Origin of the sequence: Glutamicibacter ardleyensis (assembly GCF_014644555.1) — a bacterium.
GTDB classification, from domain to species: domain Bacteria; phylum Actinomycetota; class Actinomycetes; order Actinomycetales; family Micrococcaceae; genus Glutamicibacter; species Glutamicibacter bergerei.
On the sequence record NZ_BMKX01000004.1, the window covers coordinates 192,987 to 219,556 of the forward strand.

Annotated in this window: 25 protein-coding genes; 15 read left to right on the forward strand and 10 right to left on the reverse strand. The window is 58.7% G+C overall.

Annotation, left to right across the window (positions count from 1 at the left end):
• The first annotated feature begins 5 nt into the window (after positions 1-5).
• The 8 genes from trmD to IEX04_RS10190 all read left to right on the forward strand — a co-directional run bounded on the left by trmD (position 6) and on the right by IEX04_RS10190 (position 7,363).
• The gene (trmD, locus tag IEX04_RS10155; protein ID WP_188685546.1) at positions 6-815 is read left to right on the forward strand and encodes a tRNA (guanosine(37)-N1)-methyltransferase TrmD; all 810 of its coding nucleotides are present in this window, start codon (positions 6-8) and stop codon (positions 813-815) included.
• Positions 816-1,053: 238 nt separating this feature from the next.
• The gene (rplS, locus tag IEX04_RS10160) at positions 1,054-1,413 is read left to right on the forward strand and encodes a 50S ribosomal protein L19 (RefSeq protein WP_096255018.1); all 360 of its coding nucleotides are present in this window, start codon (positions 1,054-1,056) and stop codon (positions 1,411-1,413) included.
• A gap of 12 nt (positions 1,414-1,425) precedes the next feature.
• A complete protein-coding gene (gene lepB, locus IEX04_RS10165) occupies positions 1,426-2,073 on the forward strand; it encodes a signal peptidase I (RefSeq protein WP_188685549.1) in 648 nt (215 codons plus the stop codon).
• Positions 2,074-2,473: 400 nt separating this feature from the next.
• Positions 2,474-4,729, forward strand: coding sequence for a S1 family peptidase (locus IEX04_RS10170; protein ID WP_188685551.1), 2,256 nt, complete (start codon positions 2,474-2,476; stop codon positions 4,727-4,729).
• Between the two features lie 170 nt (positions 4,730-4,899).
• Positions 4,900-5,448, forward strand: coding sequence for a hypothetical protein (locus IEX04_RS10175; RefSeq protein ID WP_188685553.1), 549 nt, complete (start codon positions 4,900-4,902; stop codon positions 5,446-5,448).
• A 168-nt stretch (positions 5,449-5,616) separates the two neighbouring features.
• The gene (lepB, locus tag IEX04_RS10180; RefSeq protein ID WP_188685555.1) at positions 5,617-6,315 is read left to right on the forward strand and encodes a signal peptidase I; all 699 of its coding nucleotides are present in this window, start codon (positions 5,617-5,619) and stop codon (positions 6,313-6,315) included.
• A 3-nt stretch (positions 6,316-6,318) separates the two neighbouring features.
• Complete coding sequence (gene rnhB, locus IEX04_RS10185) at positions 6,319-7,026, forward strand: ribonuclease HII (protein ID WP_188685557.1); 708 nt, start codon at positions 6,319-6,321, stop codon at positions 7,024-7,026.
• Between the two features lie 16 nt (positions 7,027-7,042).
• Entirely contained in the window at positions 7,043-7,363 is a 321-nt protein-coding gene (locus tag IEX04_RS10190; RefSeq protein WP_096255025.1) for a DUF2469 domain-containing protein, read from the forward strand.
• 73 nt (positions 7,364-7,436) lie between these two features.
• On the opposite strand, the gene IEX04_RS10195 is transcribed toward IEX04_RS10190, so the two are convergent.
• The 3 genes from IEX04_RS10195 to IEX04_RS10205 all read right to left on the reverse strand — a co-directional run bounded on the left by IEX04_RS10195 (position 7,437) and on the right by IEX04_RS10205 (position 10,559).
• Positions 7,437-8,330: a glycine betaine ABC transporter substrate-binding protein gene (locus IEX04_RS10195; RefSeq protein WP_188685559.1), complete on the reverse strand. Its 894-nt coding sequence runs from the start codon at positions 8,328-8,330 to the stop codon at positions 7,437-7,439.
• A gap of 64 nt (positions 8,331-8,394) precedes the next feature.
• Positions 8,395-9,291, reverse strand: coding sequence for an ABC transporter permease (locus IEX04_RS10200; protein WP_096255027.1), 897 nt, complete (start codon positions 9,289-9,291; stop codon positions 8,395-8,397).
• Entirely contained in the window at positions 9,291-10,559 is a 1,269-nt protein-coding gene (locus IEX04_RS10205; RefSeq protein WP_188685562.1) for a quaternary amine ABC transporter ATP-binding protein, read from the reverse strand. The genes IEX04_RS10200 and IEX04_RS10205 overlap by 1 nt, the downstream gene beginning before the upstream one ends.
• A gap of 1,050 nt (positions 10,560-11,609) precedes the next feature.
• Here IEX04_RS10205 and IEX04_RS10210 point away from each other — a divergent pair.
• The 5 genes from IEX04_RS10210 to IEX04_RS10230 all read left to right on the forward strand — a co-directional run bounded on the left by IEX04_RS10210 (position 11,610) and on the right by IEX04_RS10230 (position 16,430).
• Positions 11,610-11,969 (forward strand): YraN family protein, encoded by a 360-nt coding sequence (locus IEX04_RS10210; RefSeq protein WP_096255029.1) that lies wholly within the window; start codon positions 11,610-11,612, stop codon positions 11,967-11,969.
• Positions 11,966-13,507, forward strand: a complete 1,542-nt coding sequence (locus IEX04_RS10215) for a YifB family Mg chelatase-like AAA ATPase (protein ID WP_096255030.1) — start codon at positions 11,966-11,968, stop codon at positions 13,505-13,507. The genes IEX04_RS10210 and IEX04_RS10215 overlap by 4 nt, the downstream gene beginning before the upstream one ends.
• Before the next feature lie 9 nt (positions 13,508-13,516).
• Positions 13,517-14,764 carry a DNA-processing protein DprA gene (gene dprA / locus IEX04_RS10220; protein WP_188685564.1) on the forward strand — a complete coding sequence of 416 codons (1,248 nt, stop codon included), beginning with the start codon at positions 13,517-13,519 and terminating at the stop codon, positions 14,762-14,764.
• Positions 14,765-14,769: 5 nt separating this feature from the next.
• Positions 14,770-15,783 (forward strand): tyrosine recombinase XerC, encoded by a 1,014-nt coding sequence (locus IEX04_RS10225; protein WP_188685566.1) that lies wholly within the window; start codon positions 14,770-14,772, stop codon positions 15,781-15,783.
• A 143-nt stretch (positions 15,784-15,926) separates the two neighbouring features.
• The gene (locus tag IEX04_RS10230; protein WP_188685568.1) at positions 15,927-16,430 is read left to right on the forward strand and encodes a DUF3145 domain-containing protein; all 504 of its coding nucleotides are present in this window, start codon (positions 15,927-15,929) and stop codon (positions 16,428-16,430) included.
• Positions 16,431-16,560: 130 nt separating this feature from the next.
• Here IEX04_RS10230 and IEX04_RS10235 read toward each other — a convergent pair whose 3' ends face one another.
• The 7 genes from IEX04_RS10235 to aceE all read right to left on the reverse strand — a co-directional run bounded on the left by IEX04_RS10235 (position 16,561) and on the right by aceE (position 25,253).
• Positions 16,561-17,136: a dihydrofolate reductase family protein gene (locus IEX04_RS10235; RefSeq protein WP_188685659.1), complete on the reverse strand. Its 576-nt coding sequence runs from the start codon at positions 17,134-17,136 to the stop codon at positions 16,561-16,563.
• A 144-nt stretch (positions 17,137-17,280) separates the two neighbouring features.
• The gene (locus IEX04_RS10240) at positions 17,281-18,522 is read right to left on the reverse strand and encodes a beta-ketoacyl-[acyl-carrier-protein] synthase family protein (RefSeq protein WP_096255059.1); all 1,242 of its coding nucleotides are present in this window, start codon (positions 18,520-18,522) and stop codon (positions 17,281-17,283) included.
• Positions 18,523-18,637: 115 nt separating this feature from the next.
• A complete protein-coding gene (locus tag IEX04_RS10245; protein WP_096255035.1) occupies positions 18,638-18,883 on the reverse strand; it encodes an acyl carrier protein in 246 nt (81 codons plus the stop codon).
• A gap of 133 nt (positions 18,884-19,016) precedes the next feature.
• On the reverse strand, positions 19,017-20,075 hold the full coding sequence (locus tag IEX04_RS10250; protein WP_188685570.1) for a beta-ketoacyl-ACP synthase III: 1,059 nt from the start codon (positions 20,073-20,075) through the stop codon (positions 19,017-19,019).
• An 8-nt stretch (positions 20,076-20,083) separates the two neighbouring features.
• A complete protein-coding gene (locus IEX04_RS10255; RefSeq protein ID WP_188685573.1) occupies positions 20,084-21,007 on the reverse strand; it encodes an ACP S-malonyltransferase in 924 nt (307 codons plus the stop codon).
• A gap of 172 nt (positions 21,008-21,179) precedes the next feature.
• Entirely contained in the window at positions 21,180-22,388 is a 1,209-nt protein-coding gene (locus tag IEX04_RS10260) for a PucR family transcriptional regulator (RefSeq protein WP_188685575.1), read from the reverse strand.
• Positions 22,389-22,508: 120 nt separating this feature from the next.
• Positions 22,509-25,253: a pyruvate dehydrogenase (acetyl-transferring), homodimeric type gene (gene aceE, locus IEX04_RS10265; RefSeq protein ID WP_188685577.1), complete on the reverse strand. Its 2,745-nt coding sequence runs from the start codon at positions 25,251-25,253 to the stop codon at positions 22,509-22,511.
• Positions 25,254-25,614: 361 nt separating this feature from the next.
• On the opposite strand from aceE, the gene IEX04_RS10270 reads away from it, so the two are divergent.
• Both IEX04_RS10270 and IEX04_RS10275 read left to right on the forward strand, forming a co-directional pair.
• Entirely contained in the window at positions 25,615-26,031 is a 417-nt protein-coding gene (locus tag IEX04_RS10270) for a DUF3052 domain-containing protein (protein ID WP_229677096.1), read from the forward strand.
• A complete protein-coding gene (locus tag IEX04_RS10275) occupies positions 26,031-26,483 on the forward strand; it encodes a redoxin domain-containing protein (protein ID WP_096255040.1) in 453 nt (150 codons plus the stop codon). The genes IEX04_RS10270 and IEX04_RS10275 overlap by 1 nt, the downstream gene beginning before the upstream one ends.
• Positions 26,484-26,570: the final 87 nt, after the last annotated feature.

Sequence of the window (26,570 nt, forward strand, 5' to 3'; positions counted from 1 at the left end):
GCATCATGCGCATCGACGTCGTCTCCATCTTCCCGGAGTACCTAGCACCACTTGACCTGTCGCTGATCGGCCGCGCCCGTGAAGAGGGCATCTTGAACCTGAACGTCACCAATCTGCGTGACTTCACCACGGACCGCCACCATAAGGTCGATGACACCCCTTACGGTGGTGGAGCCGGCATGGTGATGATGCCCGAGCCGTGGGGCCAAGCCCTGGACTCGGTGCGCGCCAGCGCCCCGGAGGCCGCCAAGCCAATCCTCATCGTGCCTTCTCCTGCCGGTGCGGTTTTCGACCAGCAGATGGCTTATGACTTCGCCGAGGAAGATCATCTGGTCTTTGCCTGCGGTCGTTATGAAGGAATCGACGAGCGTGTCATCGACTACGCGCGGGAGAACTTCACCGTCATCCCGGTTTCCATCGGAGACTACGTACTCAACGGGGGAGAGGTCGCGGTGATGGTGATGGTTGAGGCCATCGCCCGTCTGATTCCCGGGGTCATTGGCAACCCGGAATCGTTGGTCGAAGAATCCCACTCCGACGTGCTGCTGGAATACCCGGTATATACCAAGCCTGCCGCCTGGCGTGGCCGCGAGGTCCCGGAAGTCCTGCTCGGCGGAAACCACCAGCGCGTGGCCCGATTCCGCCGTGATGAGCAGATTCGCCGCACCGCAACCCGCCGCCCGGACCTCATTAACCTGCTCGACGCAGCCAAGCTGAATCGTAAGGACCGTGACGCCCTATGGCACGCGGGATTTGCCGTCGTTGACGGGGAAATCATCGCTAAATCGCAGCTGGACTGGACTAAAGAGTCCTAGATCACGCATTCGGTGATCGGCTTTACTCGCGTCGATGCTCCGAATATGGCAAAATTGTTTCTTGGTGTGTTTTTGTCCGATTCCTGCTACAGGGGGAAACCGGGCCTAGGGAAACCGCCGCATCGGCAGCAACATAGGCTGCCGGTGGAAATACGTTTCGAAGAGATCACCGCTTGCGGTTGATGAGCTTCGCTACGAGGGTACGGTGACCTGTGGCATTGACCCTAGAGGATGCACCATGCATATTCTTGACTCAGTAAACGCAGCATCGCTGCGCTCCGACATTCCTGCTTTCGGCGCCGGCGACACCTTGAAGGTGCACGTCAACATCATCGAAGGTAAGAACTCGCGTGTCCAGGTTTTCCAGGGCTACGTCCTTGGCCGCCAGGGTGCTGGCATCGGCGAGACCTTCACCGTGCGTAAGGTTTCCTTCGGTGCCGGTGTTGAGCGTACCTTCCCAGTTCACTCCCCAATCATCGACAAGATTGAGCTAGTGTCCAAGGGCGACGTACGTCGTGCCAAGCTGTACTACATGCGCGATCGCCACGGTAAGGCAGCACGCATCAAGGAGAAGCGCGACTTCGGTACCAAGAAGTAATTTCGTTCTTTCATGAACGAGGTTGCTAGCCCCGAGCGAGCAACGAGCAAGCGCCGGACCTGGTTTTGGGTCTGGCGCTTCGCCGTTTTCGCAGTTATTTGTGGCCTGATCGCCACCCTATTCATTCGCGCACTCGTCGCGGATGTCTACCGGATCGAATCCGGCTCCATGGAGCACACGCTGAGCCCCGGACAAAGTGTGCTTGTGGACCGCCGCGCCTACCATGACACTGACCCGCAGCGCGGAGACATCATCGTTTTCGACGGACGCGGTTCCTTCCTGCCCTACGCGCGTGCCTCTTTCGCTGACGACCTGCTCGGTGCGCTGCACCTGAGCGGCACCTCAAACACCTATATCAAACGCGTGATCGCCATAGGCGGGGACTTAGTTGAATGCTGCGGCGCCGGTGGCAAAATCCTGGTTAACGGCCAACCCATCGACGAGCCCTATATATACGACGGAAATGCACCTAGCGAGCAAAAGTTCTCTGCGGTAGTTCCCGAAGGCCGCGTCTGGGTGATGGGCGATCATCGAGCCCGCTCCGAAGATTCGCGCGCATTGCTTGGCGCCAGCGGCGGCGGCATGATCAATCTGGATCGCATCGGCGGCAAGGCCACACAAATTATCTGGCCGCTCGACCAGCGCGCTACTCTCAAGTAACGCTCCGCAACATTCCCATGACGGAAAAAACTTTTAAATTTTTCTATCGGCATGGATTTATCTAAAAACATCCGATGGTTGAATATACAAGCTTCTTGCGGCACTGGTTGAATTCATCGAAGATTCTCAGCTCGCACTAAGCTGACTAGCGATTAGTAACCGAACTGCAATCTTAAACTAAAGCGCTAACTCGGGTCTTCTGGGCCGCAAGGTCTCTCGGTGCTGGAATGACAAGGGAGTATCGAAGGCTTGGTTTCTCCCTTTGGTGGATGCGGGTCCTTGAATCCGAGTATCAAAAGCCGATATTGTTTCAATTTGGTAACAACACACTGCTTTGAAGTGCGCCCGGAGACGGTTGCGACCTTCGAGCGATCGCACCACATAACTGGGAGAAGCTTTAATGCCAAAACCAAAGAACAAGACTGCGCAGCGCGGCATTGTCGCTGCTGCAGCCACTGCATTGGTGGTTGGCGGTAGCTTTATTGCTCCCGCAGTCGCAGCCGATAAGGCTGAATCCACTCCAGCACCTTCACAGAGCCCGAGCGTTACGCCGTCGGCCACTGATGTCGCTGTAGACACCAAGGGTCTAGACGAAGCCATCAAGCGCGATTTGGGCAAGTCACCTGAGCAGTACTTGGAAGACTCGAGGGTCAACGACACCGTTGCCGACGTGACCAAGAAGCTTGAGGACAAGGGCATTGAGGCCAAGTCCAGCGTCAAGGACGGCAAGGCCGAAGTAAAAGTTGCAAAGAAAGACGAAGAGAAGGCAAAAGATGTCATTGCAGCGTCTGCCGCTCCGTTAGAAACAGAACTTGTAATTGTCGACCAGGTGACAACTGTAAAAGAGCTGTACACGGAAGTTGTAGAGAAGGTTCAGCCTGCAGAAGTTGAACAACTGACTGCTATCTTGGATACTGCTGGCGGTTTGCAAATCATCGCTGGAGGAATTGCTTCCAATGAAGGCCCAGCTAAGCTGAATGGTAAGTCGTCAAACCAAGATAAGTCACCAAGCCCACGGGCATCAAAGTCCGCCGACAAAAATAAGCTAACTCTGGAAGCGTTCGCCAGCCAAGCCGACGTAGATTTGGTAGAAACTGCGGGTGAAGGCAAGGCTAAAGCAGGTGCCATCGAAGATATTTACGGTGGAATGGGCTACGCAATGGCCGAGCCGGGCGCGAAACCGAATTTCCTTTGCTCGGTAGGATTCAACGCCTGGAACCCATCGGGCGCAGATGCGATCCTAACTGCGGGACACTGTACCCAAGATGGCAAGATGACCGATACCTACGTACTCGAGCACGGTGACCCAGGTCAGAGCGAGGGCATTAGCAACAAGCTCGGCACATTCGGCTTCAGCCAGTTCGGTGGCCCTAACCACTCCGGTACGCCGACCATCCCGTCAAAGCCAGAGCTTGGTACCGACATTGCTGTCATTGACAAGATCAACCCTGATCTAACGTTGCATGACCAGGTTTCGAAGTGGCCAGCAAAAAAGGACGAGCGTGAAGGTACCATACAGGTTACTGGAGTAGCGTCTGCAACAGTTGGCGCAAACGCCTGCTCCTCAGGGCGCACCACAGGTTGGAGCTGCTCCGAGATCATTGGTGAAGGCCTGTTCTTCGTAGGTGGCTACAAGAACGACGTCCGCGCAGTCTGGGGCTATACGGCCGAGAACCCGGGTTCTCGGGTTCTGAACCAAGGTGACTCCGGTGGCGCCGTGCTGATCGGCAACAAGGCTGTCGGAATAAACTCCGCTAACTCCCCTGGCGAAGATGGTTCAAAATTCACTCAAGATGACCTTGCGTTCTACACTGGACTAGCGGATGCGCAGAAGCGTACACCGGGTGTTGCGGAATACCAGGTCAAGTTCTTGGTGAACGCACCAGCGCAGACCTCACCAGAGGTTGGCGCAGAGGTCAAGCCAGGCGCAACCATCACCGGTAAGGTAGCAGGCGCTTCTGCCGGCACGACCGTTCGCGTTGTTGTTGGTGGCAAGCTGTACAAGACTGCCAAGGTTTCGGCCAATGGCACCTTCACCTTTGCTGCACCTAGCGAAGAAGGCAAGGTCAGCTTCCGCATGACCGCTGTCAATGGCTTCAACAAGTCGGCCAACGCTACCGGTTCGGTCCTCGTTGCCGCTCCAGAGCCAACTCCTACGCCAACTCCAACTCCTACGCTTACGCCTACGCCTACGCCTACGCCTACGGATCAGCCTGAGTCGTCCGATAAGCCTGAGTCAAGTGATAAGCCTGAGTCAAGTGATAAGCCTGAGTCAAGTGATAAGCCTGAGTCGTCCGATAAGCCTGAGTCAAGTGATAAGCCTGAGTCAAGTGATAAGCCTGAGTCGTCCGATAAGCCTGAGTCAAGTGATAAGCCTGAGTCGTCCGATAAGCCTGAGTCATCCGATAAGCCTACCGAGTCGGAGAAGCCAAGCGAGTCGGCCAAGCCAACCGTGAAGCCAACCGAAACCGAATCCGAGGAGCCAACCGAGGCTCCGAAGAACGACGACCAGACTCCAACCCAGTCGCCTGAGAAGAAGGACCCGCTGGCCGATACCGGTACCAGCACCGTCCCACTGATCGCCGCTGGTGGAGCCCTGGCTCTTGTTGGCGCATTGTTCCTGCTGTTCCGCCGCGGAAACCGCCGCCACAGCTAAGGGATAATCCCACAGCGGTTGTAGCTCCGGCAGCAACCTGAAAGTGCCCCGTTACCTGCCCGGTAGCGGGGCACTTTCACTTAGCACACATGTGCCTCACCGAAAACTTTGCAGATCCGTAGATATCATCTTCCTAGGTGATCGAACTGACCAAGAGGCGGTAGTACCAAATGATCAAGAAATCCCCACTGGCTCAACGCTCACTCGCGCTGGCTTCCACCGCAGTGGTTGCAGGGCTCATGCTCTCCGGCTGCGGCCAGGCAACCACCAGCGGCGAAGGATCGGCCGAACCTACCAGCAGCGAGAATGTTGTGGATCAAAATGCACTGCTAGAAACCAACGACTCGCTCTCGGCCACCTTGGGCGACTCCTATGTGCAGGGCTGGATCGAAGACGGCAAGTTGAACGTCTCGACCACCGATGAAAGCAAGATGAAGGTGATCGAGGACGCAGGAGCGCAGGCCCACCTGGTCAACTATTCAACCGATGACCTTCGCCAGGGCATCAAGGATGTCATGAAGTGGCAGGCCGGGCTCGAAGCCCCGCTGAACACCGCAATCCACGGTTACACACTCAACCCACAAAATGGTGGACTGACCTTGCAGGTGGATGCCAGCCACATGGATGAAATCAAGAAACAACTCGATGCGGACAAGCCACTAGGTGACATTCCAGTGGACTTCACCGAAAGCGGCGGCATCGCAACGCGCGCCAACTAAATTCGCACTCCCAAGGCCGGCCACACAGCATCGTGCGGCCGGCTTTGGCATGCCTGGCGGCACCGACACTGAACCCAGCATCCACACACCTGGGCACCTGAGACCGAAGTCAGCGTCGGCCACGTAAGATGGAGATAACGCAGGACACTGAAAGGTAACAAAGAAAACGTGAACGCCGAATCCGCAGAAGTACCCCCAGTACGGGGCCCGATATACCGGCTTTGGCGGTTTGTCCGCGAAATACTGATCATCCTGGTCATAGCAATCGCATTGTCGCTGTTGATCAAAACCTTCTTCTTCCGCGCCTATTACATCCCTTCCGGGTCGATGGAAAACACGCTGCAGATCAACGATCGCATCTTCGCGAACCTGATGACTCCTGGCCCCTTTGAGCTCGAACGTGGCGATGTGGTGGTCTTCCGCGACGACCACCAGTGGCTGCCGCCGCTGGAAACCACTCCCACGGCACTGGAAAACGCGCTGTCCTGGGTTGGCATCCTGCCCGCGGGCGACGAACAGTACCTGGTCAAGCGCATCATCGGCATGCCAGGGGACAAGGTAGAATGCTGCTCGGCGGATGGAAAGCTCACCATTAACGGCGAAGAAATCACCGAACCCTACATTTATGCCGGCGATACACCCAGCGACATCCAGTTCGACGTGACCGTACCCGAAGGCAAAATCTGGGTGATGGGCGATCACCGCGGCGCCAGCGCCGACTCCCGCTTCCATGTGGATGTGCAAGGCGGATTTGTGGACCTCGATTCGGTGCAGGGCCGCGCCTCGCTGATTTCCTGGCCGCTGGACCGCTTCGGAACTATCGACACCCATGAGGAAGTTTTCGCCCACGTTCCGGCGGCGAAGTAGCCAATGGCCACCAGCAAAGCACAACCCACCACCCTCGAACACGAGCGGGCACTGGCTGCCGCATACGGCGCACGCTTTATCGGCGGCGTGGATGAGGTGGGCCGCGGGGCACTGGCCGGGCCGATCACCGTGGGCATCGCCGTCATCGACATCCACGCGGTCCCCGAATTCGGCGAACTGCGCGATTCAAAACTACTCACCCCGGCACGCCGCGAAGAATTACTGCCGCAAGTGCAAGCCTGGGCCGCCGGCTACGGGGTAGGCCACGCGAGCGCTGCGGAGATCGATCAGCTCGGCGTCACCGCGGCCCTGCGACTGGCTGGCTCCCGGGCTGTAGCCCAGTGCACGATCGCCCCAGAAGTAGTTTTGCTCGATGGCAGCTACGACTGGCTTACGGCCCCGGAACAAGACCTCTTTGACCTTTTGGCCGATGACCGCGAACCGGCCGGACTGCACATCCCGGTGCGCACCCTGATCAAGGGCGACATGACCTGCCAGTCGATCGCCGGCGCCTCGATCCTGGCAAAAGTGGAACGTGACGGGCTGATGGCTCAGGCCGCCAGCGACTACCCGGCCTTCGGCTGGGAGATCAATAAGGGGTACGCTACCGCAACTCACCGGGCGGCCATTGAAAAACTTGGCCCCTGCGACCTGCACCGCAAAAGTTGGAACTTGACTTCCAAACCCCAAAAGGCCGAAGGTAAAGCCTAGAGAAGAAGGACGTACCATGGCAGCCGAAGACCTCGAAAACTACGAATCAGACCTCGAATTGCAGTTGTACCGCGAGTACAAGGCGGTCGTTGGGTTGTTTAACTACGTGGTGGAAACCGAACGCCGCTTTTACCTAGCCAATCAGGTGGACGTGAAAACGTTGACCGATTCGGGTGAGGTGTACTTCGAGCTGAACCTGACCGACGCATGGGTCTGGGATATTTACCGCCAGGGCCGCTTCGTAAAAACCGTCAAGGTGCTCACCTTCAAGGACGTGAACGTCGAAGAACTCAACCGCGACGAGCTGCAGATCCCCAAGGAGGGACTCGGCGGCTAACGCGGACAAAACCAAAGGCACGTTCCCCGCCAGTAGCTGGGGAACGTGCCTTTGGTATTTGCCGGTGTGTTGGCTACTTGGTCATACCGTCAACGAAGTCACGGTTATCTTCCATCCACTGCTTAACCAGTGGCTGCAAGTCATCGGTGTCGTTCTCAACGAAGAGCAAGTTTTCCAGATCGTAGAGGGTCTCCAGATCCATCTTGAAGTTGCCCATCCACTTGGCAACCTCGGCGTGGTCATTGGCGAAGTCCGCACGGCTGAAGGTGTGCATGCCTTCGGCGTCGCCTAGTGCACCCTTAGGATCCTTCAGGTTTTTTACCGGGTACGCGCTGTAGGCCCAGTGTGGCTCCCACAGGGTGACGACGATGTTCTCTTTGTTCTTCGTCGCGGTCTCCAGCTCGGTGAGCATTGCGGAGGTCGAGCTGGTCACGAAGTCCATGTCATCTAGGCCGTAGTCCGGGATGACCGACTTGTTCATCGCTTCGGTCAGTCCGGCGCCCGGCTCGATGCCAACGATGCGGTTGCCGAACTTGTCAGCGTTGGCCGCTAGCTCATCGAGTGAATCGATCGGTGCGTCTTCGTTGACCGCCACGGTCAAGCGTGACTCCTCATTCCAGGCGCCCAGGTCCTTGATGTCCTCGCCGAACTTTTCCAGGTAGGAGGCGTGGGTGACCGGCAGCCACACGTCGGTGGTCACATCGTAATCACCGGTGGACAGGCCCTGGAAGAGGGGAGCGACATCGGCGTTGATCAGCTCAACCTCGTAGCCCTTCTCCTCAAGCACTGCCTTCCACAGTTCACTGGTAGCGATGCCTTCATCCCAGCCGTTGAAGACCGCAATGTTCATCTTCTTGTCATCCGCCGCGGCATCGCCGCCGTTGTCGCCGCTGCCACTGCCGCAAGCGGTCAACGCCAGCGCGCTGGCCGCGAGCAGTGCTCCAAATTTCAGGGTTTTGAGTTTCATGATCGTGATTCCTTTCGAGTGAGCGGTGCGAGCCGCCAGATCATTGATGGTTTCAGTGCGCGGCTTAGGCCGCGAGTTCTTGTTCCTTCGCCGCGGCAGCGGACTTGCGGCGCTTGGCGAACCAGGAGAAGAGTCCAGATTGACGCCCGAAGGCGTTGGTCAACCGGTCAAGGATCATCGCCAAGATGACCACGCCCAGACCTGCCTCCACACCCAGCGCGGTATCAAGCCGGCCCAGTGAGAGGATCACGTCTCCGCCCAGGCCGCCGGCGCCGACCATGCCGGCGATCACGACCATGGATAGCGAAAGCATGATGACCTGGTTGACGCCGGCCATAATGGTCGGCAAGGCCAGCGGTAGCTGGATCTGGCGAAGGATGCGTGCGGGGGAAGAGCCGAAGGCCTGTCCGGCCTCCACCACTTCCTTGTCTACCGAGCGGATGCCCAGTTCGGTGAAGCGCACCCCGGGAGCCAGCGCGAAGGCGATGGTCGCCACGATGCCCGGCGCCACCCCGACACGGAAGAGCATTAGTGCCGGGATCAGGTAGACGAAGGCCGGCATGGTCTGCAAGAAGTCCAAGAAGGGGCGCACAATGTTGGAAAAAGTAGTGGAGCGCGCCGCCCAAATACCCAGCGGCAGCGAAATCACCAGCGCCCAGAAGGTAGCAACCAGTACCAGTGCGAGGGAAACCATGGCGTTATCCCATTGGTCCATTCCTACGATGAGCACCAGCCCGATCACCGAGCCGAGCATGAACTGCCATCCGCGGGCCAGCAGCGCGATGACCGCGACCACGCCGATAATAACCGCGAAGTGTGGGGTGCCTAGCAGGTAGTAGACCCCATCATACATTTCAATGAAGATCGTGCGCAGCAGGTCGAAGAACGCTGCCATATTGTCGATCACCCAGTTGATGGCCTTTTCGGCGACATCTCCTACCGGAATAGTAAAGCCGTCCATTAGTTTTCCTCCCCGGCACCCTGCAGCGCCGCATCAACAACATTGCCCGGCAGCGGTTTTGAAAGTACCGTCATTTCTTCGGTCGGCGGAGTGGTGGAGGCCAGCGCCGCCAACAGTGTCACCCGTGGGATCACACCTAATAAACGGTGCTCTTCATCGGTGACGGTCACCGGCAACGGGGATTCCACCGACGGGACAAAGAGGTCGATCAGTGGGGTATCGCGGTTGACCGATTCCAACGGCTGAATCTTCGAGGTGATAGTGCTTTCGCCTTGCTGCACCAGTTTCAACGCGTCTCGGTCGGTGATCATCCCCACCACTTGGCGCTCCCGGTTGGTGACGATTGCCGCGGAGAGGAACAATTCGTTCATGGTGCGCAGCGCATTGCGCGGTCCGTCACTCTCGTGGATGACCGCCCTGGTTGGTTCAAGCACCGCGGACGCGGTGAGCACCCGAGCGCGATCCACGTCTTGGACGAATTGCGCCACATAGTCATTGGCCGGATCCATCAGGATTTCCTCCGGCGTGCCGACCTGGACGATTTGCCCGTCACGCATGACCGCAATGCGGTCACCTAGGAACATGGCCTCGTTCAAATCGTGAGTAATGAAGACGATGGTCTTGCCCAGCTTGGCTTGAAGCTGGATGAGCTGTTCTTGCATTTCGCGGCGGATCAGTGGATCCAGCGCGGAAAACGCTTCGTCCATGAGCAGTATTTCGGTATTTGCGGCCAACGCGCGGGCAATGCCCACACGCTGCTGCATGCCACCGGATAATTCGCTGGGCATTTTATCGCCCCAGCCGGTGAGCCCCACCAAATCCAACGTCTTCGCCGCGGTGGACAGGCGCTGAGCGCGTCCGACTCCCTGCTGCTCCAACGGGTAAGCCACATTTGCCAAAACCGTACGATGTGGCAGCAACGCAAAGTGCTGGAAAACCATGGAGACGCGTTTTCTTCTCACTTCGCGCAACTTTGCCGAAGACATCCCGGTGATCTTGTCGTCTCCCAGGGTGACCTGCCCCGAGGTCGCCTCCCAGAGTCCGTTTAATGCGCGGATCAGTGTGGATTTGCCCGAGCCGGAGAGGCCCATGACGACAAATATTTCGCCTTCCTTCACTTCAAAGGAGGCGTCGATGACAGCTGCGGTAGTTGATGAAGGCAGATCTTCGCGCTTCGTGCCGGCCATGAGTTGCTTGACCGCTTCTTGCGGTTTACGACCGAAGACCTTATACAAGTTCTCGACCTTGACGGCGATGTTATGGGTCATTGTCTCCACTGCCCGGTACCTGCGAGGGTATGAGCTGGTTGGGGACCACAAGTCTTGCGCGCTGCAACCAGATTCTTGAATAGTCGATCGCCGCGGCTCACTACTTGTTTGCACGACCCGAAGTTAACCATTTGGGGCGTGCACGGTCCTAGATTCTGTTATTCTCGGCCGACACAAACTAGATGTCATAGCTGGATTCCAACACTAACAAATTCCTGAAGAATTAGTTTTTGACGAGGTGCCAAAACCTCTAGTATTGGTCTGCTTAAACCCCAACCTATCGCGGATTCTAGGCTCAGGATCGCAAGTTACTAAATCGTTATAACTAGGGCTCTAAATCCAGTGATTGAGGAAGCAAAACAAGAACTAATCCGCCTGCGGTTAAAGCTTCCCTTAGCTACCGGTCGTGTTTTCGACAGCGAGCTTGCCGAAGGTAGCGTGGAGTGCTGCACGTGAGGTGAGAATGGTTGCCAAAATTGGCTGCTAATTAGACGGTAATTGTTTTCATGGTGGCTAATTCGGCACCAAAATTATCTGCAGATAATCACCCACGGAGATGAGCAAATGGTGGGTAGATTTGCTCAATTTTTGATCCAATTTCCGCAGACTTTTGACCGTTTACCAGTGATAATCGGGTAGCTGAACAGTATGGGACCTGGCAGGTGCCTGGCGGCGCACGGGCACCATTGCTCGGCGCGTCCAGATCGCGGTCTAGCCTGCCAAGTGAATTCCTCAAACGCTTTGTTTTGTGAAAACTCCGGTTCCGCTCGATTCCTTGGTCTACTTCGCTAGTCGAAGGCGGAATCGGTGCGCCTATGTTCTGCACTGTGCGTTGCTCGGGCCACCCGCTGCTGTGTCACCTTCACCATAGAACCATCATGACTTCTTCGTGTGGGCAGAAAAATTACACCTCGCCGAGATGACTTTGCAACGCAGGGGGCCAAAGGATTGCCACGTTATGCACAGTTCGAGCCTGGCCGATCCTATGCGGGGCGCAGAGCGGTGAAGCTTGTGTTCATATTCCGAATCGAATCCAAGGACCGATGACCGATGAATCAACAGCAATTACTTGGCGCACGCGGAGAACAAGCCGCCGCCGACTACCTCTGCGCCCACGGATATCGAATTTTAGAACGTAACTGGCGCTGCAAAATCGGGGAACTGGATCTGATCGTCGCCGACGCGAACGACTTCGTGCTCGCCGTCGAGGTCAAAACGCGCAGCACCAACAACTTCGGCACCGGCTTCGACGCAATCACCCCCAGCAAATACCGCCGCTTGCAACGCCTGCTACTGGCGTGGGGCAAAACCCGGGGACGCTACGTCGGCCGGCTGCGTATTGACGTCATCGAGGTTTATCCGCAGTCCGGTGGTTACCGCTGTCAACATCATGAGCAGGTGGCCTCATGAGCGTGGCCCGCACCGCCGCGGTGGCGCTACACGGGGTGCAACCGGCACTAATCGACGTGGAAGCGGATCTAGGCAACGGGATTCCTGGCTTCCTGATCCTCGGCTTGCCCGACGCCTCGCTGAACGAAGCCCGCGAACGCATCAAGGCTGCAGCCCGAAATACCGGTCTGCCACTGGCGAATCGAAAACTTACGGTTAATTTGTCCCCGGCGACGTTACCGAAATTTGGTTCGGGCTTCGATCTGGCCATCGTCATCGCCGCGCTGGCCGCCGACGGAATGCTCACGATCCCCGCAGATACGATCTTCCTTGCCGAATTGGCACTTGACGGGACGCTGCGTCCGGTGGCCGGAGTATTACCCGCGGTGCGCTTCGCCGTGCACAACGGCTATCGGCACGTCTTTGTGGCAGCCGCAAACGAGGCCGAAGCCAGACTGGTCCCCGGGGTGCGCATTACCGGAGCCCAGCACCTAGGCCAGGTTTTGGTGATGTGTGGGGCGCCGCCGGAAAGTATTCGCACCTACTTACGTCACCAGCGCCCGGAAAGAGTAGAGCTACCCGATGAATCCGAGGTTTCACAAGACCTAAACTTGGTCAACGGACAGTACGAGGCGAAACTCGCCTTGGAAATCGCCGCCGCCGGAGGACACCACCTCATTATGGTTGGCCCCGCCGGAGCGGGCAAAACCTTACTTGCCCGGTGCCTGCCCGGCATCCTGCCACCACTAGACGTTGCCGACTCCTTAGAAGCCACCGCGATCGACTCCATCACCCGCGGTGGACAGGGTGGAATTACGAAGTTGCAAAACACCGCCCCCTTTATTGCCCCGCACCATACCGCCTCCAGTGCTGCGCTGCTCGGCGGTGGGAGCCGCAATATCAGACCCGGAGCCATCACGCGGGCCCACGCTGGGATTCTTTTCCTCGACGAGGCGACCGAATTTCGCGCCGGGGTGCTCGACGCGCTGCGCCAACCGGTGGAAGAGGGACACATCAATTTGGCTCGCGCGAGTGGTCATCAGCAACTGCCGGCACGGTTTCAGCTGATCCTGGCTGCGAACCCGTGTCCCTGCGGAAGAAATTTTGGTAGCGGGACTGGGTGCACCTGCACTCCAAACGCCCGACGGCGCTACTTCTCCAAACTTTCCGGGCCACTGCTGGACCGGATCGATCTGCAGGTGAAGATGAACGCGCTGACCGGTCAACAATTACTCGGCCGGGAAGCGGCCGAATCCAGCGCCACCGTACGCACCCGGGTGCTAGCCGCCAGGCATCTGGCAACTGCCCGCTTAGAACCTTGGGGGTTGAACTGCAATGCCCGGCTCAGCGCAAAAATCTTGCGCCACGAACTGCAGTACCCCATGGCTACCCAGCGGGCCTTGGAACTGATCGGTGAAAGCCATGAAATTTCGGCCCGTGGATTAGACCGGATGTTGCGTGTGGCCTGGACTATCGCAGATCAGCAACAACATAGCGCGCCCACTGTCGATGATCTAGACGGTGCCCTGCATTTTCGACAAAACCTCGACCCGAGATAGGAGCGGATCATGTCTAGCCCAGATACCGCGCAGCTATTGTGCTTTGCAGAACTGAACACGCTGATTGAACCCAACGACTTCGCCGCCAACGCTCTGCTGCAACTGATGAGCCCGACCGAATTATTAGCTCTGATTCACCGCCAAGACCACGTGCCAGGTTCGCTGAACACCCAACTGACGGACATCTTAGGTGAGAGCACCGTCTCCAATAAAGCACTAAGCCTCCCGGTCGCGCTGACCCGGTGGCGTAAACGCCTAGGACTCAGCAACCCACAACTCGCGTTAGACACCATCACCGCACAAGATGGAGGACTGCTCACCGCAGAAGATCCGCGATGGCCCTCACAGCTTGATGACTTGGGGCTGGGAAAACCTTTGTGCCTGTGGTGGCGCACCGCGCGTCCCGAACTGCTCAGCGAACAACAGCTTGCACGCTGTATCTCCATCGTCGGCTCACGCGACTCTAGCGACTACGGCCATCAGGTCACGTTCGAACTGGCCCGGAAACTGACACTGCGCGGATTTTCCATCGTTTCCGGAGGCGCGTACGGAATCGACGCGAGCGCTCACCGCGCCGCCCTCTCCGTGGCAGACCCCGAGTTGTCCAGTTACCCAACAATTACTATCCTGGCCGGGGGAGCGGATAGACCCTATCCGGCTGGCAACGAGTCACTACTACGTCAGATTATTCACTCAGGACTCTTGCTCTCCGAGGTGCCGCCGGGCACCGCTCCGACAAGGTTCAGGTTCCTGAACCGCAACCGGCTGATTGCGGGGCTGAGCAGTCTCACCGTTGTCACCGAGGCCCGGCACCGTTCGGGTGCGCTCAACACCGCGAATCATGCAGTAGAGCTCGGCCGTGAGGTGGCTGCGGTGCCCGGTAGTATTTATTCTCCCAACTCGGCCGGAACCCACAGGCTGCTCGCCGCCGGAACCGCCGCGCTGGTGACTAGTACCAGCGATGTGCTTGAGCTGCTCGGTGTGCCAGCCGAACCTGCTGGGGCCCAGATTCCAGTGGTTGAAAGTCAGGAACGTCCGTTGGATTCGCTGACCAAAACTCAGGCGATGATTTATGACGTGATGAATTTTGCGCAAGGCCACGTTCCCGATGAAATTTCGGCGCTGAGCGGGATCCCCATTTTAGAAACCCTGCGTGCCCTGAGCGTGCTTCAACGCTTAGGTGTAGCGGAGTCCAACGGCACGCAGTTCAGGCTGGTGAGCCGTGGAAGTTTATCGGTGAAAAACGCGGTAAATTGAAAGGGATGAAGCCCGAACCAGCCACCGAAGTGCCACAAGCCCCGTTAGCTATCAGCGAGCCTATCGCCGACTACCTGGACTATTTGCGGCTGGAACGTGCACGCAGCGAAAATACCTTGCGTGCCTATGGTGTGGATCTGCGACTGATGACCGAATTCTTGGTGGGACAAGCTCGCGTTCAACGTCTCTCGGATGTCACCGTCCAGATGCTGCGCGACTGGCTAGCAATCCAGCACGAAGCGCAGATTTCACGCACCACCATCGCCCGGCGCATCTCGTCGGTCAAAAACTTCTTTGCGTGGGCGCTCAAACACCAGGTGGTAGCCAGAGATCCTGCGTTGCGTTTGGTGGCACCGAAAAAAGAACAGCGGTTGCCCCACGTATTGCAGACCGGGCAGATTGATCGTTTGCTCAGTGAACCCGCGTCGGAAACTACCAAGTCTGAGCCTGCGAACGGTGAACCAGCCAAAACGCTGAGCAAAGCGGAAATTGTGGCGGAGCAAAAACGCATTGCCCTAGCGGCCCGAGACCGGGTCATCGCGGAACTGCTTTACGCGTCGGGGTTGCGCATCAGTGAACTCGTTTCGCTGGATATTGCTGACATTGATTTTGAACGACGTACCGTGCGCGTAGTGGGTAAGGGAAATAAAGAACGGGTGGTTCCTTTTGGAAAACCGGCCGAACGAGTGATCAATCATTGGCTTCGAAATCACCGAAAAGTTCTGGCGCATGCGGAAACTGGTGGGGCGTTGCTGGTGGGTGCTCGTGGCGGGCGACTTAACGTCAGGCAAGCACGTGAAGTGATCGCCCAAGCACTCAAATCACTGGGGGATACCTCGGCTAGTGGGCCGCACGCTTTGCGCCATACCGTGGCCACTCATTTGCTTGATGGAGGCGCGGATCTACGCGCGGTTCAAGAGTTCTTGGGACACTCCTCGTTAGCTACCACCCAGCTCTATACCCACGTCTCGGTGGACAGATTACGTCAAAGTTACCGCCAAGCTCATCCGCGGGCCTGAGCATTTGGTTGAAATCTAGATCAAATCCCCCGTACGGCTGGCGAAAGTCTCGCTCTTCGGGCAAAATGGTACTTGTCGGTAAGTACTGCACTTCGGCGAGGTTGACGTAGGGGAAGACGATCAACACCGTAACGGAGGATGGCATGTCTGCATCGATGACACGAGGCGTGATTTATATTCACTCGGCCTCTGCCGCGTTGTGCCCACATCTGGAGTGGGCCATTCAGGAGGTGCTCGGCCAACCAGTCAAGATGGACTGGAGTGACCAGCACGTATCTCCTGGGCTTCGTCGTGCCGAAATTACCTGGACGGGCCTGCAAGGTACCGGCGCCAGCCTGGCCACCGCAATGCGCGGATGGCAGCACCTACGTTTTGAAGTCACCGAAGACCCAAGCGAAGGCTGCGACGGAAGTCGCTGGTCGTTCACCCCGGATCTGGGAATTTTCCACGCGACCGTAGATGTCGCCGGCAACATTATGGTCAGCGAAGAGCGCATCCGTTGGGCCTATGAAAAGGGCGACGGAAACGCCTCGGTCTTCTTCCAAGAAATGTCTGTTGCTCTCGGCGAAGCCTGGGATGAAGAACTTGAACCATTCCGCCATGCAGGTGACGATGCACCTGTTCGATGGCTCAACCAGGTGGTATAACAACTGGTTACTAAGTCTGGGGGAGACTGAATAAGTCTTCCCGAGTAAATCCCCGGTGGTGCGGGGTGTTACCGCAGAAAAACGGGATCCCGAAGAAGTTTCGGGATCCCGTTTGCGTGCGACGTGAATATTAGCGAACGACGTCGTAGATGTTCTTTTGAATACCGTTGGAGTACACGGCCGAATCCACCAGTTGCAGCTTCTGCGTCGCCAATGAGGCCTCACTGAAAAGTCGTTTGCCCGACCCCAGTAGTATCGGGAAGACCAACAGGTGATACCGGTCGATAAGCTGGTGTTCCTGCAGGGAATGCACCAAGGTCGCCGAGCCATGCACAATCAACGGGCCACCCTCACCCGCACGCAGCCTTGCCACCTCGGCAGTCGAACGAAGAATCTGAGTATCGCCCCACCCATCGATCAGCTCGTTCTTACGCAGAGACGTGCTCAGCACATATTTGGGCATGGCATTATATTTCTCGAACTGCTCCTCCATAGATGGCCACACCGCACCGAATGATTGATAACTGACTCGGCCCAGCACCATCGCTTCGGCCTGATCTTGTTCGCTACCCTTGATCTCGTACGCGGCCGGATCAAACTCCACACTGGACATGGACCAGCCGGCGTTGTGATACCCGGGTTCACCGCCCGGGGCTTCCATCACTCCGTCGAGCGAGGTAAATGCGGTGACAATCAGTTGACGCATGGCAGTTGCTTCTTTCTTCCGCGCTGGCTTGAGCTGGCCCACCTAGGTTTAGCTACTAGTGATCGTAGCCTAAGAGCTTAAAGCAATGACGGGGCGCCTTCTGAACTTCAGAAGGCGCCCCGTCATCAACGGTTCAAGTAGGTACTAGACGCTGCGGATTGCGACCACTGCGTTGTGTCCACCAAAACCAAAGGAGTTATTCAGTGCCACGATGCTGCCCTCAGCAGGAAGCTTCGCAGGCTCGCCGGTGACAACCTTCAATGGAATCTCCGGATCCTGATTATCTAGGTTAATGGTCACCGGTGCGAGGCGGTGGTAAATCGCCAAGGTGGTCAGTACGGACTCCACTGCGCCCGAAGCGCCAAGCAGGTGACCCATCTGCGACTTGGTCGCCGAGACCCACACGTTATCCAGGTGATCGCCCAGGGCTGCCTTCAACGCGGTGTATTCGGGCTTGTCGCCCACCGGGGTGGAGGTGGCGTGAGCGTTGACGTGCACCACGTCTTCTGGCTGAATCAGGCCGTCAAACATTGCTGCCTTCAGTGCGCGGGTGGCACCCAAGCCCTGTGGGTCCGGTGCGGTGATGTGGTACGCGTCTGCGGTCACCGAGGTGCCTGCAAGTTCGGCGTAGATCCGTGCGCCACGAGCCAGTGCGTGCTCTTCGGCTTCCAGCACCAGTGCGCCAGCGCCTTCACCCATCACAAAGCCATTACGGTCGATGTCATAGGGGCGTGAAGCACCCTGTGGGTTGTCGTTGCTGCGCGAGAGCGCCTGCATCGAGGAGAACGCGGCGATCGGCATCGGGTGGATGGCTGCTTCCGCGCCACCGACTACCACAACGTCTGCCTTGCCGGCACGGATCAGTTCCATGCCCACGTGCATCGCTTCGGTGCCCGAGGCGCAGGCGGAGACCGGGGTGTGAGCTCCGGCGGCGGCACCTAGATCCAAGGAGACCGCGGCGGCCGGGCCGTTTGGCATCAGCATTGGCACGGTCATCGGCAAGACGCGCCGTGGGCCCTTTTCGCGTAGGGTGTCCCACGCGTCAAGCAGGGTCCAGACGCCGCCGATGCCGGTGGCGAAGGCGACGGCAAGCTTATTGCGGTCGACCTCTTCGATTCCGGAGTCTTTCCACGCTTCACGCGCGGCAACCACGGCGAACTGCGTGGATGGATCCATACGCTTGGCTTCCACGCGGGAGAGCACATCGGTGGCTGGGACCGAGGCGCGCGCTGCGAAGGTGACAGGCAGGTGGTATTCCTCCACCCAGGAATCGGTCAAGGTGGCGGCGCCGGAGACACCCTTAAGGGCGTTCTCCCATAGGGTGGGGACGTCCCCACCGATAGGGGTTGTGGCTCCGAGACCGGTGATCACTACTTTGCGCGCCATCATCAAACTCTCTACTGGGCGGTAAAAAAATTGTGGGGGTCGGCTTCACGTACCGACCCGTGCGTGTGGCTTGCCCACATGACGGTGTGCCGCACCGAGGGTGCGACGAAACTGCTTAGGCCTGTGCTGCGGCGATGAAGTTCACTGCGTCGCCCACGGTCTTCAGGTTCTTGACCTCTTCGTCCGGGATCTTCACCTCGAACTTGTCTTCTGCCTCAACGACGATGGTCATCATCGAGATCGAGTCGATGTCCAGGTCTTCGGTGAAGGACTTGTCCATCTGCACGTCTGCAACGTCCAGGCCGGTCTCGGCGTTAACGATTTCGGCGAGGCCCGCCAGGATTTCTTCGGTGCTAGCCATGGAATGGCTCCTTTTCTGATTGTGCCGGATGATTCCGGCCATTGTGTGTGGCGCGCACCCGGTGTCGGGCGGTGCCGGTCTTAGTAAAATTTTACGCGCTGTTTCACGTCGGCTTTCGCCTTCGGTTTAAAGCTTAGGGCAGGAGGACTACTTGAGCGCCGAAGACAAGCCCGGCACCAAAACCAATCTGCAAAGCAAATTTTCCCGAAAGCTGCGGATGCGCTTTGCGCATGCGGTCCATCGCCATTGGAATGGAGGCCGCAGAGGTGTTCCCGTTTTCGGCAATATCGCGGGCGACGAGCACCGTGTCGGGAAGTTTCAGTTGCTTGGCCAGCTCATCAATAATGCGCATATTCGCCTGATGTGGGATGAAGGCGGCCAAATCCTCGGCTTTAACTCCGGCCTCGGCTAACGCCTCACGGGCCATCTTCGCCATTTCCCAGACCGCCCAGCGGAACACCGTCTGGCCATCTTGGCGCAGCGTCGGCCACGGGTTAGCCAGCTCCTCAAGCGGTTCATCAACCGCCGATTCCAATAGCTCAGTGGCGCCGAGCAACGAATCGCGCAATTCAAGTTGTGAGTGGGTCATGCTGATTGCGTTCCATTTGGACCCATCCGAGCCCCACACCGACGGGGAAATCCCCGGAACCGGTGACGCGCCGACGATCACCGCTCCGGCACCATCGCCAAGCAGGAAGGAAATGGTGCGCTCAGTATTGTCGATGTAATCCGAGAGCTTCTCCACACCGACCACCAACACGTGCTGAGCCAGCCCGGAGCGAACCAACGCGTCCGCCTGAGCGATCGCATAACAGTACCCGGCACACGCCGCGGAAATGTCATAGGCCGGAGCCGGGGTGGCGCCGAGCCGGTCGGCAAGCGCTGCGGCCGCCGACGGGGTGGCGTGCGGGAAGGTCACCGTCGCCACGATGACCGTATCAAGCTGCGCGGCACTAATTCCGGCGTCTTCAAGGGCCGCTTGCGCCGCGCCCTGAGCCATATCCAACACCGAGGTGTTCGCGTCGGCGCGGTGCCGGGTGATGATGCCGGTGCGCTGGCGGATCCACTCATCGGAGGAGTCGATCCACTGGCAGACATCGTCATTGGTCACCACCACATCGGGGCGGAATGACCCGGTGCCCAGAATCGCGCTATACGCGTTCGGGGTGGGGGTAAGTAGCTGCGGGCTCATGAGGGTTCCTAGTGCCCGGCGTGCTCGGCGATAAATTCGCGGGCGGCATCCAACTCTGCCGGGCTTTTCAGCGCGAGGGTTTTCACGCCCTTCAGTCCGCGGCGGGCCAGACCCACCAGGGTTCCGGCCGGAGCAAGTTCTAGCACTCCGGTGACGCCTTGGGCGGCCAGGGTTTCCATGCACAGGTCCCAACGCACCGGGCGGGAGACCTGAGCGACCAAGGAAGCGAGGTTCGTGGCACCATCGGTCACGGGCGCGCCATCAAAGTTGGAGAGCAATGTCAGTTGTGGGTTTTGCGGTGACAGGCTGGAGGAGAGTTCTTGAAGAACCCCCACTGCCGGCTGCATGTGGCTGGTGTGGAAGGCGCCTGCGACCTTCAACGGGATCACTCGGGCCTTCGCTGGTGGGTTGGCGACCAGGGCTTCAAGCTGCTCTAGGGTGCCGGCCGCGACCGTTTGTCCGCCGCCGTTGGCGTTGGCTGGGGTCAAGCCGAGCTCGCTGAGCTTGGCGAGGACCTCTTCCGGGTCTCCGCCAAGTACCGCGGCCATGCCGGTGGGGGTGGTGGCTGCGGCCTGAGCCATGGCGTTGGCGCGTTCCCGTACAAAAGTCAGCGCATCGGTTTCGCTCAAGGCGCCGGCTAAGGCGGAGGCGGTAATTTCGCCGACCGAGTGTCCGGCAAGGATCGCACCGGCAGGCAAGGAATCGCCAAAGAGTGCGCGGGCGCTCACCAGTCCGGCGGCGACGATCAAGGGCTGCGCGACGGCGGTGTCCTTGATGGTCTCCTCGTCGGAGGTGGTTCCGTGGGCGAGAAGATCGCGCCCGGTGATGTCGCCCAGCGCCGTTAAATGGTCGCGAACGCCATCAACTTCGAGCCAGTCGGTGAGAAAACCTGGGGTCTGGGAGCCCTGTCCGGGGCAAACGATTGCTAACACTCTTACAGCTTTCCAAATAGTTGTGGCGTCACGCGCGGTATTTGCGTACCAAGCTCGCGGTGCCTCTTTGTAGGAACTCTACAAAAGCTTAGCGTAACCCGAAGATAAAAACCCATGTAAAGCGCCTGTGTTGCGGTTCGGGGACTGTGTGTTCCCCATAAAATTGGCTGATTTAGCCCGGTTCGTTCAGCCGGCCCAGTACCAGTGCGCTGTGCAGCACAAATGCGTCACGCGCCACCAAGGGATCCCAACCGGTTACCTCGGAAACACGCTTGAGCCGGTAACGCACGGTATTGGCGTGCACAAAAAGTTCTCGCGCGGTGCCCTCCAGCGAGTGGCCGAGCGCAAGGTAACTGGACAGCGTCTGCAGCAGCCCGTTTCCGGCGTGCACCAGTGGCTGATAAACGCGTTCGATGAGCGCGGTGCGCGCCAGCGGGTCACCGTTAAACACCCGTTCGGGCCACAGGTCATCGGCGTCTACCGGCACCGGCGCCTGCTCCCAGGCGCGGGCCGCACCGTAGCCTGCCACCGCGGCGCTCGCGGCGGTATGCATCTGGCTGACGGTGCTCGCCAGCGGGGAATAGACGATCGGCCCGGGTCCAAAAAACCGGGCAAAGCGGGTGAGGTCCGCTTCCTCAAATTTGGTGTCCGAAAGCATCAGGATCGCCCGATCTCCGAGCACCCCCACCAGCGAGTCGCTGGCGTAGCGTTGCGCCACCCGGCGCAGCGCCGCAACAAAGGTGACCGAGCTGGACGCCGGGGTCGCGCCGACCATGATGCGAATGTTCTTCTGCGACTTCCAGCCGATCGCCGCGATCCTGGAGGACAGCGAGTCCTGAGATTCGCCATGCAGTACCGCATCGACCACGTGCGCTTCTAGCCGGGAATCCCAGGCGCCGCGGGTCTCGGCGGCCCGCGCATACACATCGGCGGCGGCGAAGGCCACCTCGCGGGAGTAGCGAAGTACCGCCTCGCGCAGTTGTGCCTGTTCGTTCTCGGCCGCGATATCCGGCACCTGGGATTCGACAACCTCCACGATGGTGCGCAGCAACGCCAACGCTTTTTGCAGCGAGATGGAGCGGGTCAGCTCGCTCGGGGCGGCGCCAAAGACGTCGTTCATGACCCAAGCCGGGGTGGATTCGGGCTCCTCGTACCAGGTGACAAAGGTGGAGATGCCCTTTTGCGCGACGAGTCCCAGGGCCGCGCGTTCGGCCGGTTCTAAGGAGCGGTACCAGGGTAGCGATTGGTCCAGGTATTTCAGCGCCGTGGTGGACAGCACGCCCAGATGGCTTTTGAGCCGGCGAATAGTTTCTGCGGTGGGCTTGGGCACTCGCACAGCGCGCGAGCGCACACCCGATGTGGGCTCGACCTGAGGACTCATGGTTTCAAGCATACGCAAAAAATGTGCCTACGCGCCGGTAGTTAAATGCGGCGGGCGCCAAGCCACCGGTGAAAGGTGGCTTGGCGCCCGCCAAACAAACAAGAACTAGCTCCGCGTCACTTACGCGTCGCCGCCCGCGTTACCGGAAGTTCCGGCATTTGGGTTGTTCAGGTCGTACTTTGCGTGAGCCTTTACCGCGGTATCGGCCGGGATCTCGCCGCGTTCTGCCAGCGAGGCCAAGGTCTTCACTACCAGGGTGTGCGAGTCGATCTTGAAGAAACGACGCGCCGCGGCACGGGTATCGGAGAAGCCGAATCCGTCCGCGCCCAAGGTGTGGAATTCACCTGGCACGTAAGGGCGGATCTGCTCCGGCACCGCACGCATGTAGTCGGTGGTGGCGATGACCGGACCGGTGGTGGACTGCAACTTGGAGGTCACAAACGGTACCGGGCGAGCCTTGGACGGATCGACCAGCACCTTCTCATCGGCGATCTGGCCCTCGCGCGCCAACTCGTTCCAGGAGGTGACCGACCAGACATCGGCGGACACGCCCCACTCCTCGGCCAGGATCTGCTGGGCCTCGATAGCCCACGCCAGCGCCACGCCGGAGGCGAGCAGCTGGGCGCGCGGCCCGTCGGTGGTCGCTTCCTTCAGCAGGTAGATACCCTTTACGATGCCTTCAACGTCGACGTTTTCAGGCTCGGCAGGCTGGCTGATCGGCTCGTTGTACACGGTGATGTAGTACATCACGTTGGGATCCGAGTGCGTGCCACCGTACATGCGTTCAAGGCCCGAGCGCATGATGTGCCCGATCTCGTAACCGTAGGCCGGGTCGTAGGCGACCACTGCCGGGTTGGTAGCGGCTAGCAGCGGCGAGTGGCCGTCCGCGTGCTGCAAACCTTCACCGGTCAGCGTGGTGCGTCCTGCGGTGGCGCCGATGATGAAGCCACGGGTCATCTGGTCAGCGGCGGCCCAGAACTGGTCGCCGGTGCGCTGGAAACCGAACATCGAGTAGAACACGTAGATCGGGATCAACGGTTCATCGTGCGTGGAGTAGCTGGTGCCGGCGGCGGTGAAGGCCGCCACGGCGCCTGCCTCGTTGATGCCCGGGTGGATCAGCTGACCGCTGGCCGACTCCTTGTACGCCAACACCAGATCACGGTCTACCGACAGGTAATTCTGTCCGGCAGGGTTGTAGATCTTGGCGGTAGGGAAGAAGGAGTCCATGCCGAAGGTGCGCGACTCATCGGGCACGATCGGCACGATGCGGTGACCGAAGTCCTTGTCACGCATCAGGTCCTTGAGCAGACGCACAAAGGCCATGGTGGTGGCGGCCTGCTGCTTGCCCGAACCACGCTTAGCGAAGGCGTACGCCTTATCGCCTGGCAGGTGGATCTTGGAGCTGGTTTCCTTACGGCGCGTTGGCACCGCGCCGCCCAGTTCGCTGCGGCGTTCCATCATGTACTTGTACTCCGCCGAGTCGTTGCCCGGGTGGTAGTACGGCGGCATGTATGGATCGGCTTCGAGCTGCTCGTCGGTGATCGGGATGCGCAGGTGATCGCGGAAGCCCTTGAGGTCCTCCAAGGTCAGCTTCTTCATCTGGTGGGTCGCGTTACGCGCCTCGAAGTGCGTGCCCAGGCCGTAGCCCTTGACCGTCTTGGCCAGGATGACCGTTGGCTTGCCCTTAAACTCGGTGGCTGCCTTATAGGCCGCGTAGACCTTGTGGTAGTCGTGACCGCCGCGCTTCAGGTTCCAGATCTCGTCGTCGCTCATATCCGCGACGAGTTCCTTGGTTTCTGGACGCTGACCGAAGAAGTGCTCGCGAACGAACGCACCGGACTCGGCCTTGTAGGTCTGGTAGTCGCCATCCGGGGTCTGGTTCATCACGTCGACCAGGGCGCCATTTGGATCTTCTTCGAGCAGGGCATCCCACTCGCGACCCCAAACCACCTTGATGACGTTCCAGCCCGCACCGCGGAAGAATGCCTCAAGTTCCTGCATGATCTTGCCGTTACCGCGGACCGGGCCGTCGAGGCGCTGCAGGTTGCAGTTGATCACGAAGGTCAGGTTGTCCAGCTTCTCGTTGGCAGCAAGCTGCAAGAAGCCGCGTGACTCTGGCTCGTCCATTTCGCCGTCGCCCAGGTAGGCCCAGACGTGCTGGTCACTGGTGTCCTTGATGCCACGGTTGTGGATGTAGCGGTTCAGCTGTGCCTGGTAGATGGCGTTGGCTGGGCCGATCCCCATCGACACGGTCGGGAACTGCCAGAAGTCTGGCATCGAACGCGGGTGTGGGTAGGAAGGCAGTGCGTGGCCTTCTTTGGACTTCTCCTGGCGGAAGCCGTCCATATCTTCTTCGCTCAAGCGTCCTTCGAGGAAGGCGCGGGCGTACATGCCGGGGGATGCGTGGCCCTGGAAGAAGACCTGATCGCCGCCGCCCGGGTGGTCCTTGCCGCGGAAGAAGTGGTTAAAGCCAACCTCGTACAAGGTGGCTGCGCCTGCGTAGGTGGAGATGTGTCCGCCGACGCCGACGCCTGGGCGCTGGCCGCGGTGCACCATAATGGCTGCGTTCCAGCGCATGTACGCGCGGAAACGGCGTTCTACGGACTCATCGCCCGGGAATTCTGGTTCCTGATCCACCGGAATCGTGTTCACGTAGTCGGTGGTGGTCACCATGGGGACGCCAACGGACTTGGCGCCGGCACGCTGCAACAGCGAGCGGATGATGAACTGAGCACGTTCGGTGCCCTGGGATTCGACCAGTGAGTCGAATGAGTCCAACCATTCCTGAGTTTCCTCAGGATCCCGATCAGAAAGCTGGTAAGTCAAACCACTACGGATCTGGGAGATGTGTTCCTCTACAGCCACGGAAGCTCCTTGATTGAATTGCGGCTCCGGCACGTTGGTCTGAGTTTCGGACCGTGTGACGGGTTGGGACTACGAGAGCGGCGCGCTTGAGTGACGTGTGCGTCTCGTTTCAACCCATACTCTAGTTCTTATAGGGATGTGAAAAGTACAGTTTTTTGACGCAAAAAGCCCTTAAATCTGACTTATAGAGTGACATATGCAACTCGGTACAGGAGCTAGGTACATAATGCTCATGTAAGGATGAGGTGAGTCACGAGTTCACGCGATAGAATTACCGGCGTGTTACGTCCTTAGCGCTTGAATGGGAAGACAAAAGAGTGTTTTGTTGTTAGTAACGCTTTGTAACAGCAGGAGGAATGAAGTGAGCGACGCCGTATCGGCAAACCTGGAACCCGCGAAGAACTTGGGTTTCAAAGATGAAGACCTTATTCAGGAACTGGGCTATGACGAAGACGTGGACTTCGGTCTTCGTGATGCTATCGAGGACCTGATCGGTTCAGATTTGCTCACCGAAGAAGACCACGACGTAGTCGACGCAGTCATTTTCTGGTGGCGCGACGGCGACGGAGACTTAGTCGACGCTCTGATGGATTCATTGGAATGCCTTGATGAAGGTGGCATTGTTTGGCTACTTACCCCTAAACAGGGTCGTAGCGGACACGTGTCCCCAACCCAGATTCAACAGGATGCTCCCACCGCGGGGCTTCATGTCACTACAACTGAGGGTGTCTCAGAGGATTGGTCCGCCATCCGTCTAGCACCACGCAAGAAGCACTAATGATCGAAACAGGTTCACGCCTGTTCGATTTCTCGCTGGAAAACCAGTACGGCGAAACTATCACCAGCACCCAGCTCGCTTCGGGCAGGGTGCTGGTGGTTTTTTACCCCTGGGCATTTTCCCGCGTCTGCGGATCTGAACTGGCACAAATTCAAGAACATCACCAAGAGTTCCTCGACGCGAACGTACGGGTGGTGGCGATCTCCGTGGACCATAAGTTCACGCTGCGTAGCTACGCCGAACAGCTTGGCGTCGAGTTTGAACTGCTCGCCGATTTCTGGCCGCACGGTGCGGTCGCCAAGGCGGCCGGCGCATTTGATGAGGCTAAGGGAGTGGCTACACGCCTCTCGCTGTACCTGATCGACGGGGTGGTGCGCCACGTTTTTAGTAGTCCAATGACCGAGCCGCGCAGCCTGAAGGCATATCAAGAGGTCATTACGAGCCTGACGTGACGTAGCTCGTCTGGCACGTTCGGCTCTCGATTTGCGCGAAGAGAAAATAACCGGTAAATTTATCTCTCGTTGGCTTGGAGAAATGCA

Coding starts and splice junctions, on each gene's coding strand:
- trmD (WP_188685546.1), top strand. CDS start 6: ATGCGCATCGACGTCGTCTCCATCTTCCCGGAGTACCTAGCACCACTT.
- rplS (WP_096255018.1), top strand. CDS start 1,054: ATGCATATTCTTGACTCAGTAAACGCAGCATCGCTGCGCTCCGACATT.
- lepB (WP_188685549.1), top strand. CDS start 1,426: ATGAACGAGGTTGCTAGCCCCGAGCGAGCAACGAGCAAGCGCCGGACC.
- IEX04_RS10170 (WP_188685551.1), top strand. CDS start 2,474: ATGCCAAAACCAAAGAACAAGACTGCGCAGCGCGGCATTGTCGCTGCT.
- IEX04_RS10175 (WP_188685553.1), top strand. CDS start 4,900: ATGATCAAGAAATCCCCACTGGCTCAACGCTCACTCGCGCTGGCTTCC.
- rnhB (WP_188685557.1), top strand. CDS start 6,319: ATGGCCACCAGCAAAGCACAACCCACCACCCTCGAACACGAGCGGGCA.
- IEX04_RS10190 (WP_096255025.1), top strand. CDS start 7,043: ATGGCAGCCGAAGACCTCGAAAACTACGAATCAGACCTCGAATTGCAG.
- IEX04_RS10195 (WP_188685559.1), bottom strand. CDS start 8,330: ATGAAACTCAAAACCCTGAAATTTGGAGCACTGCTCGCGGCCAGCGCG.
- IEX04_RS10200 (WP_096255027.1), bottom strand. CDS start 9,291: ATGGACGGCTTTACTATTCCGGTAGGAGATGTCGCCGAAAAGGCCATC.
- IEX04_RS10205 (WP_188685562.1), bottom strand. CDS start 10,559: ATGACCCATAACATCGCCGTCAAGGTCGAGAACTTGTATAAGGTCTTC.
- IEX04_RS10210 (WP_096255029.1), top strand. CDS start 11,610: ATGAATCAACAGCAATTACTTGGCGCACGCGGAGAACAAGCCGCCGCC.
- IEX04_RS10215 (WP_096255030.1), top strand. CDS start 11,966: ATGAGCGTGGCCCGCACCGCCGCGGTGGCGCTACACGGGGTGCAACCG.
- dprA (WP_188685564.1), top strand. CDS start 13,517: ATGTCTAGCCCAGATACCGCGCAGCTATTGTGCTTTGCAGAACTGAAC.
- IEX04_RS10225 (WP_188685566.1), top strand. CDS start 14,770: ATGAAGCCCGAACCAGCCACCGAAGTGCCACAAGCCCCGTTAGCTATC.
- IEX04_RS10230 (WP_188685568.1), top strand. CDS start 15,927: ATGTCTGCATCGATGACACGAGGCGTGATTTATATTCACTCGGCCTCT.
- IEX04_RS10235 (WP_188685659.1), bottom strand. CDS start 17,136: ATGCGTCAACTGATTGTCACCGCATTTACCTCGCTCGACGGAGTGATG.
- IEX04_RS10240 (WP_096255059.1), bottom strand. CDS start 18,522: ATGGCGCGCAAAGTAGTGATCACCGGTCTCGGAGCCACAACCCCTATC.
- IEX04_RS10245 (WP_096255035.1), bottom strand. CDS start 18,883: ATGGCTAGCACCGAAGAAATCCTGGCGGGCCTCGCCGAAATCGTTAAC.
- IEX04_RS10250 (WP_188685570.1), bottom strand. CDS start 20,075: ATGAGCCCGCAGCTACTTACCCCCACCCCGAACGCGTATAGCGCGATT.
- IEX04_RS10260 (WP_188685575.1), bottom strand. CDS start 22,388: ATGAGTCCTCAGGTCGAGCCCACATCGGGTGTGCGCTCGCGCGCTGTG.
- IEX04_RS10275 (WP_096255040.1), top strand. CDS start 26,031: ATGATCGAAACAGGTTCACGCCTGTTCGATTTCTCGCTGGAAAACCAG.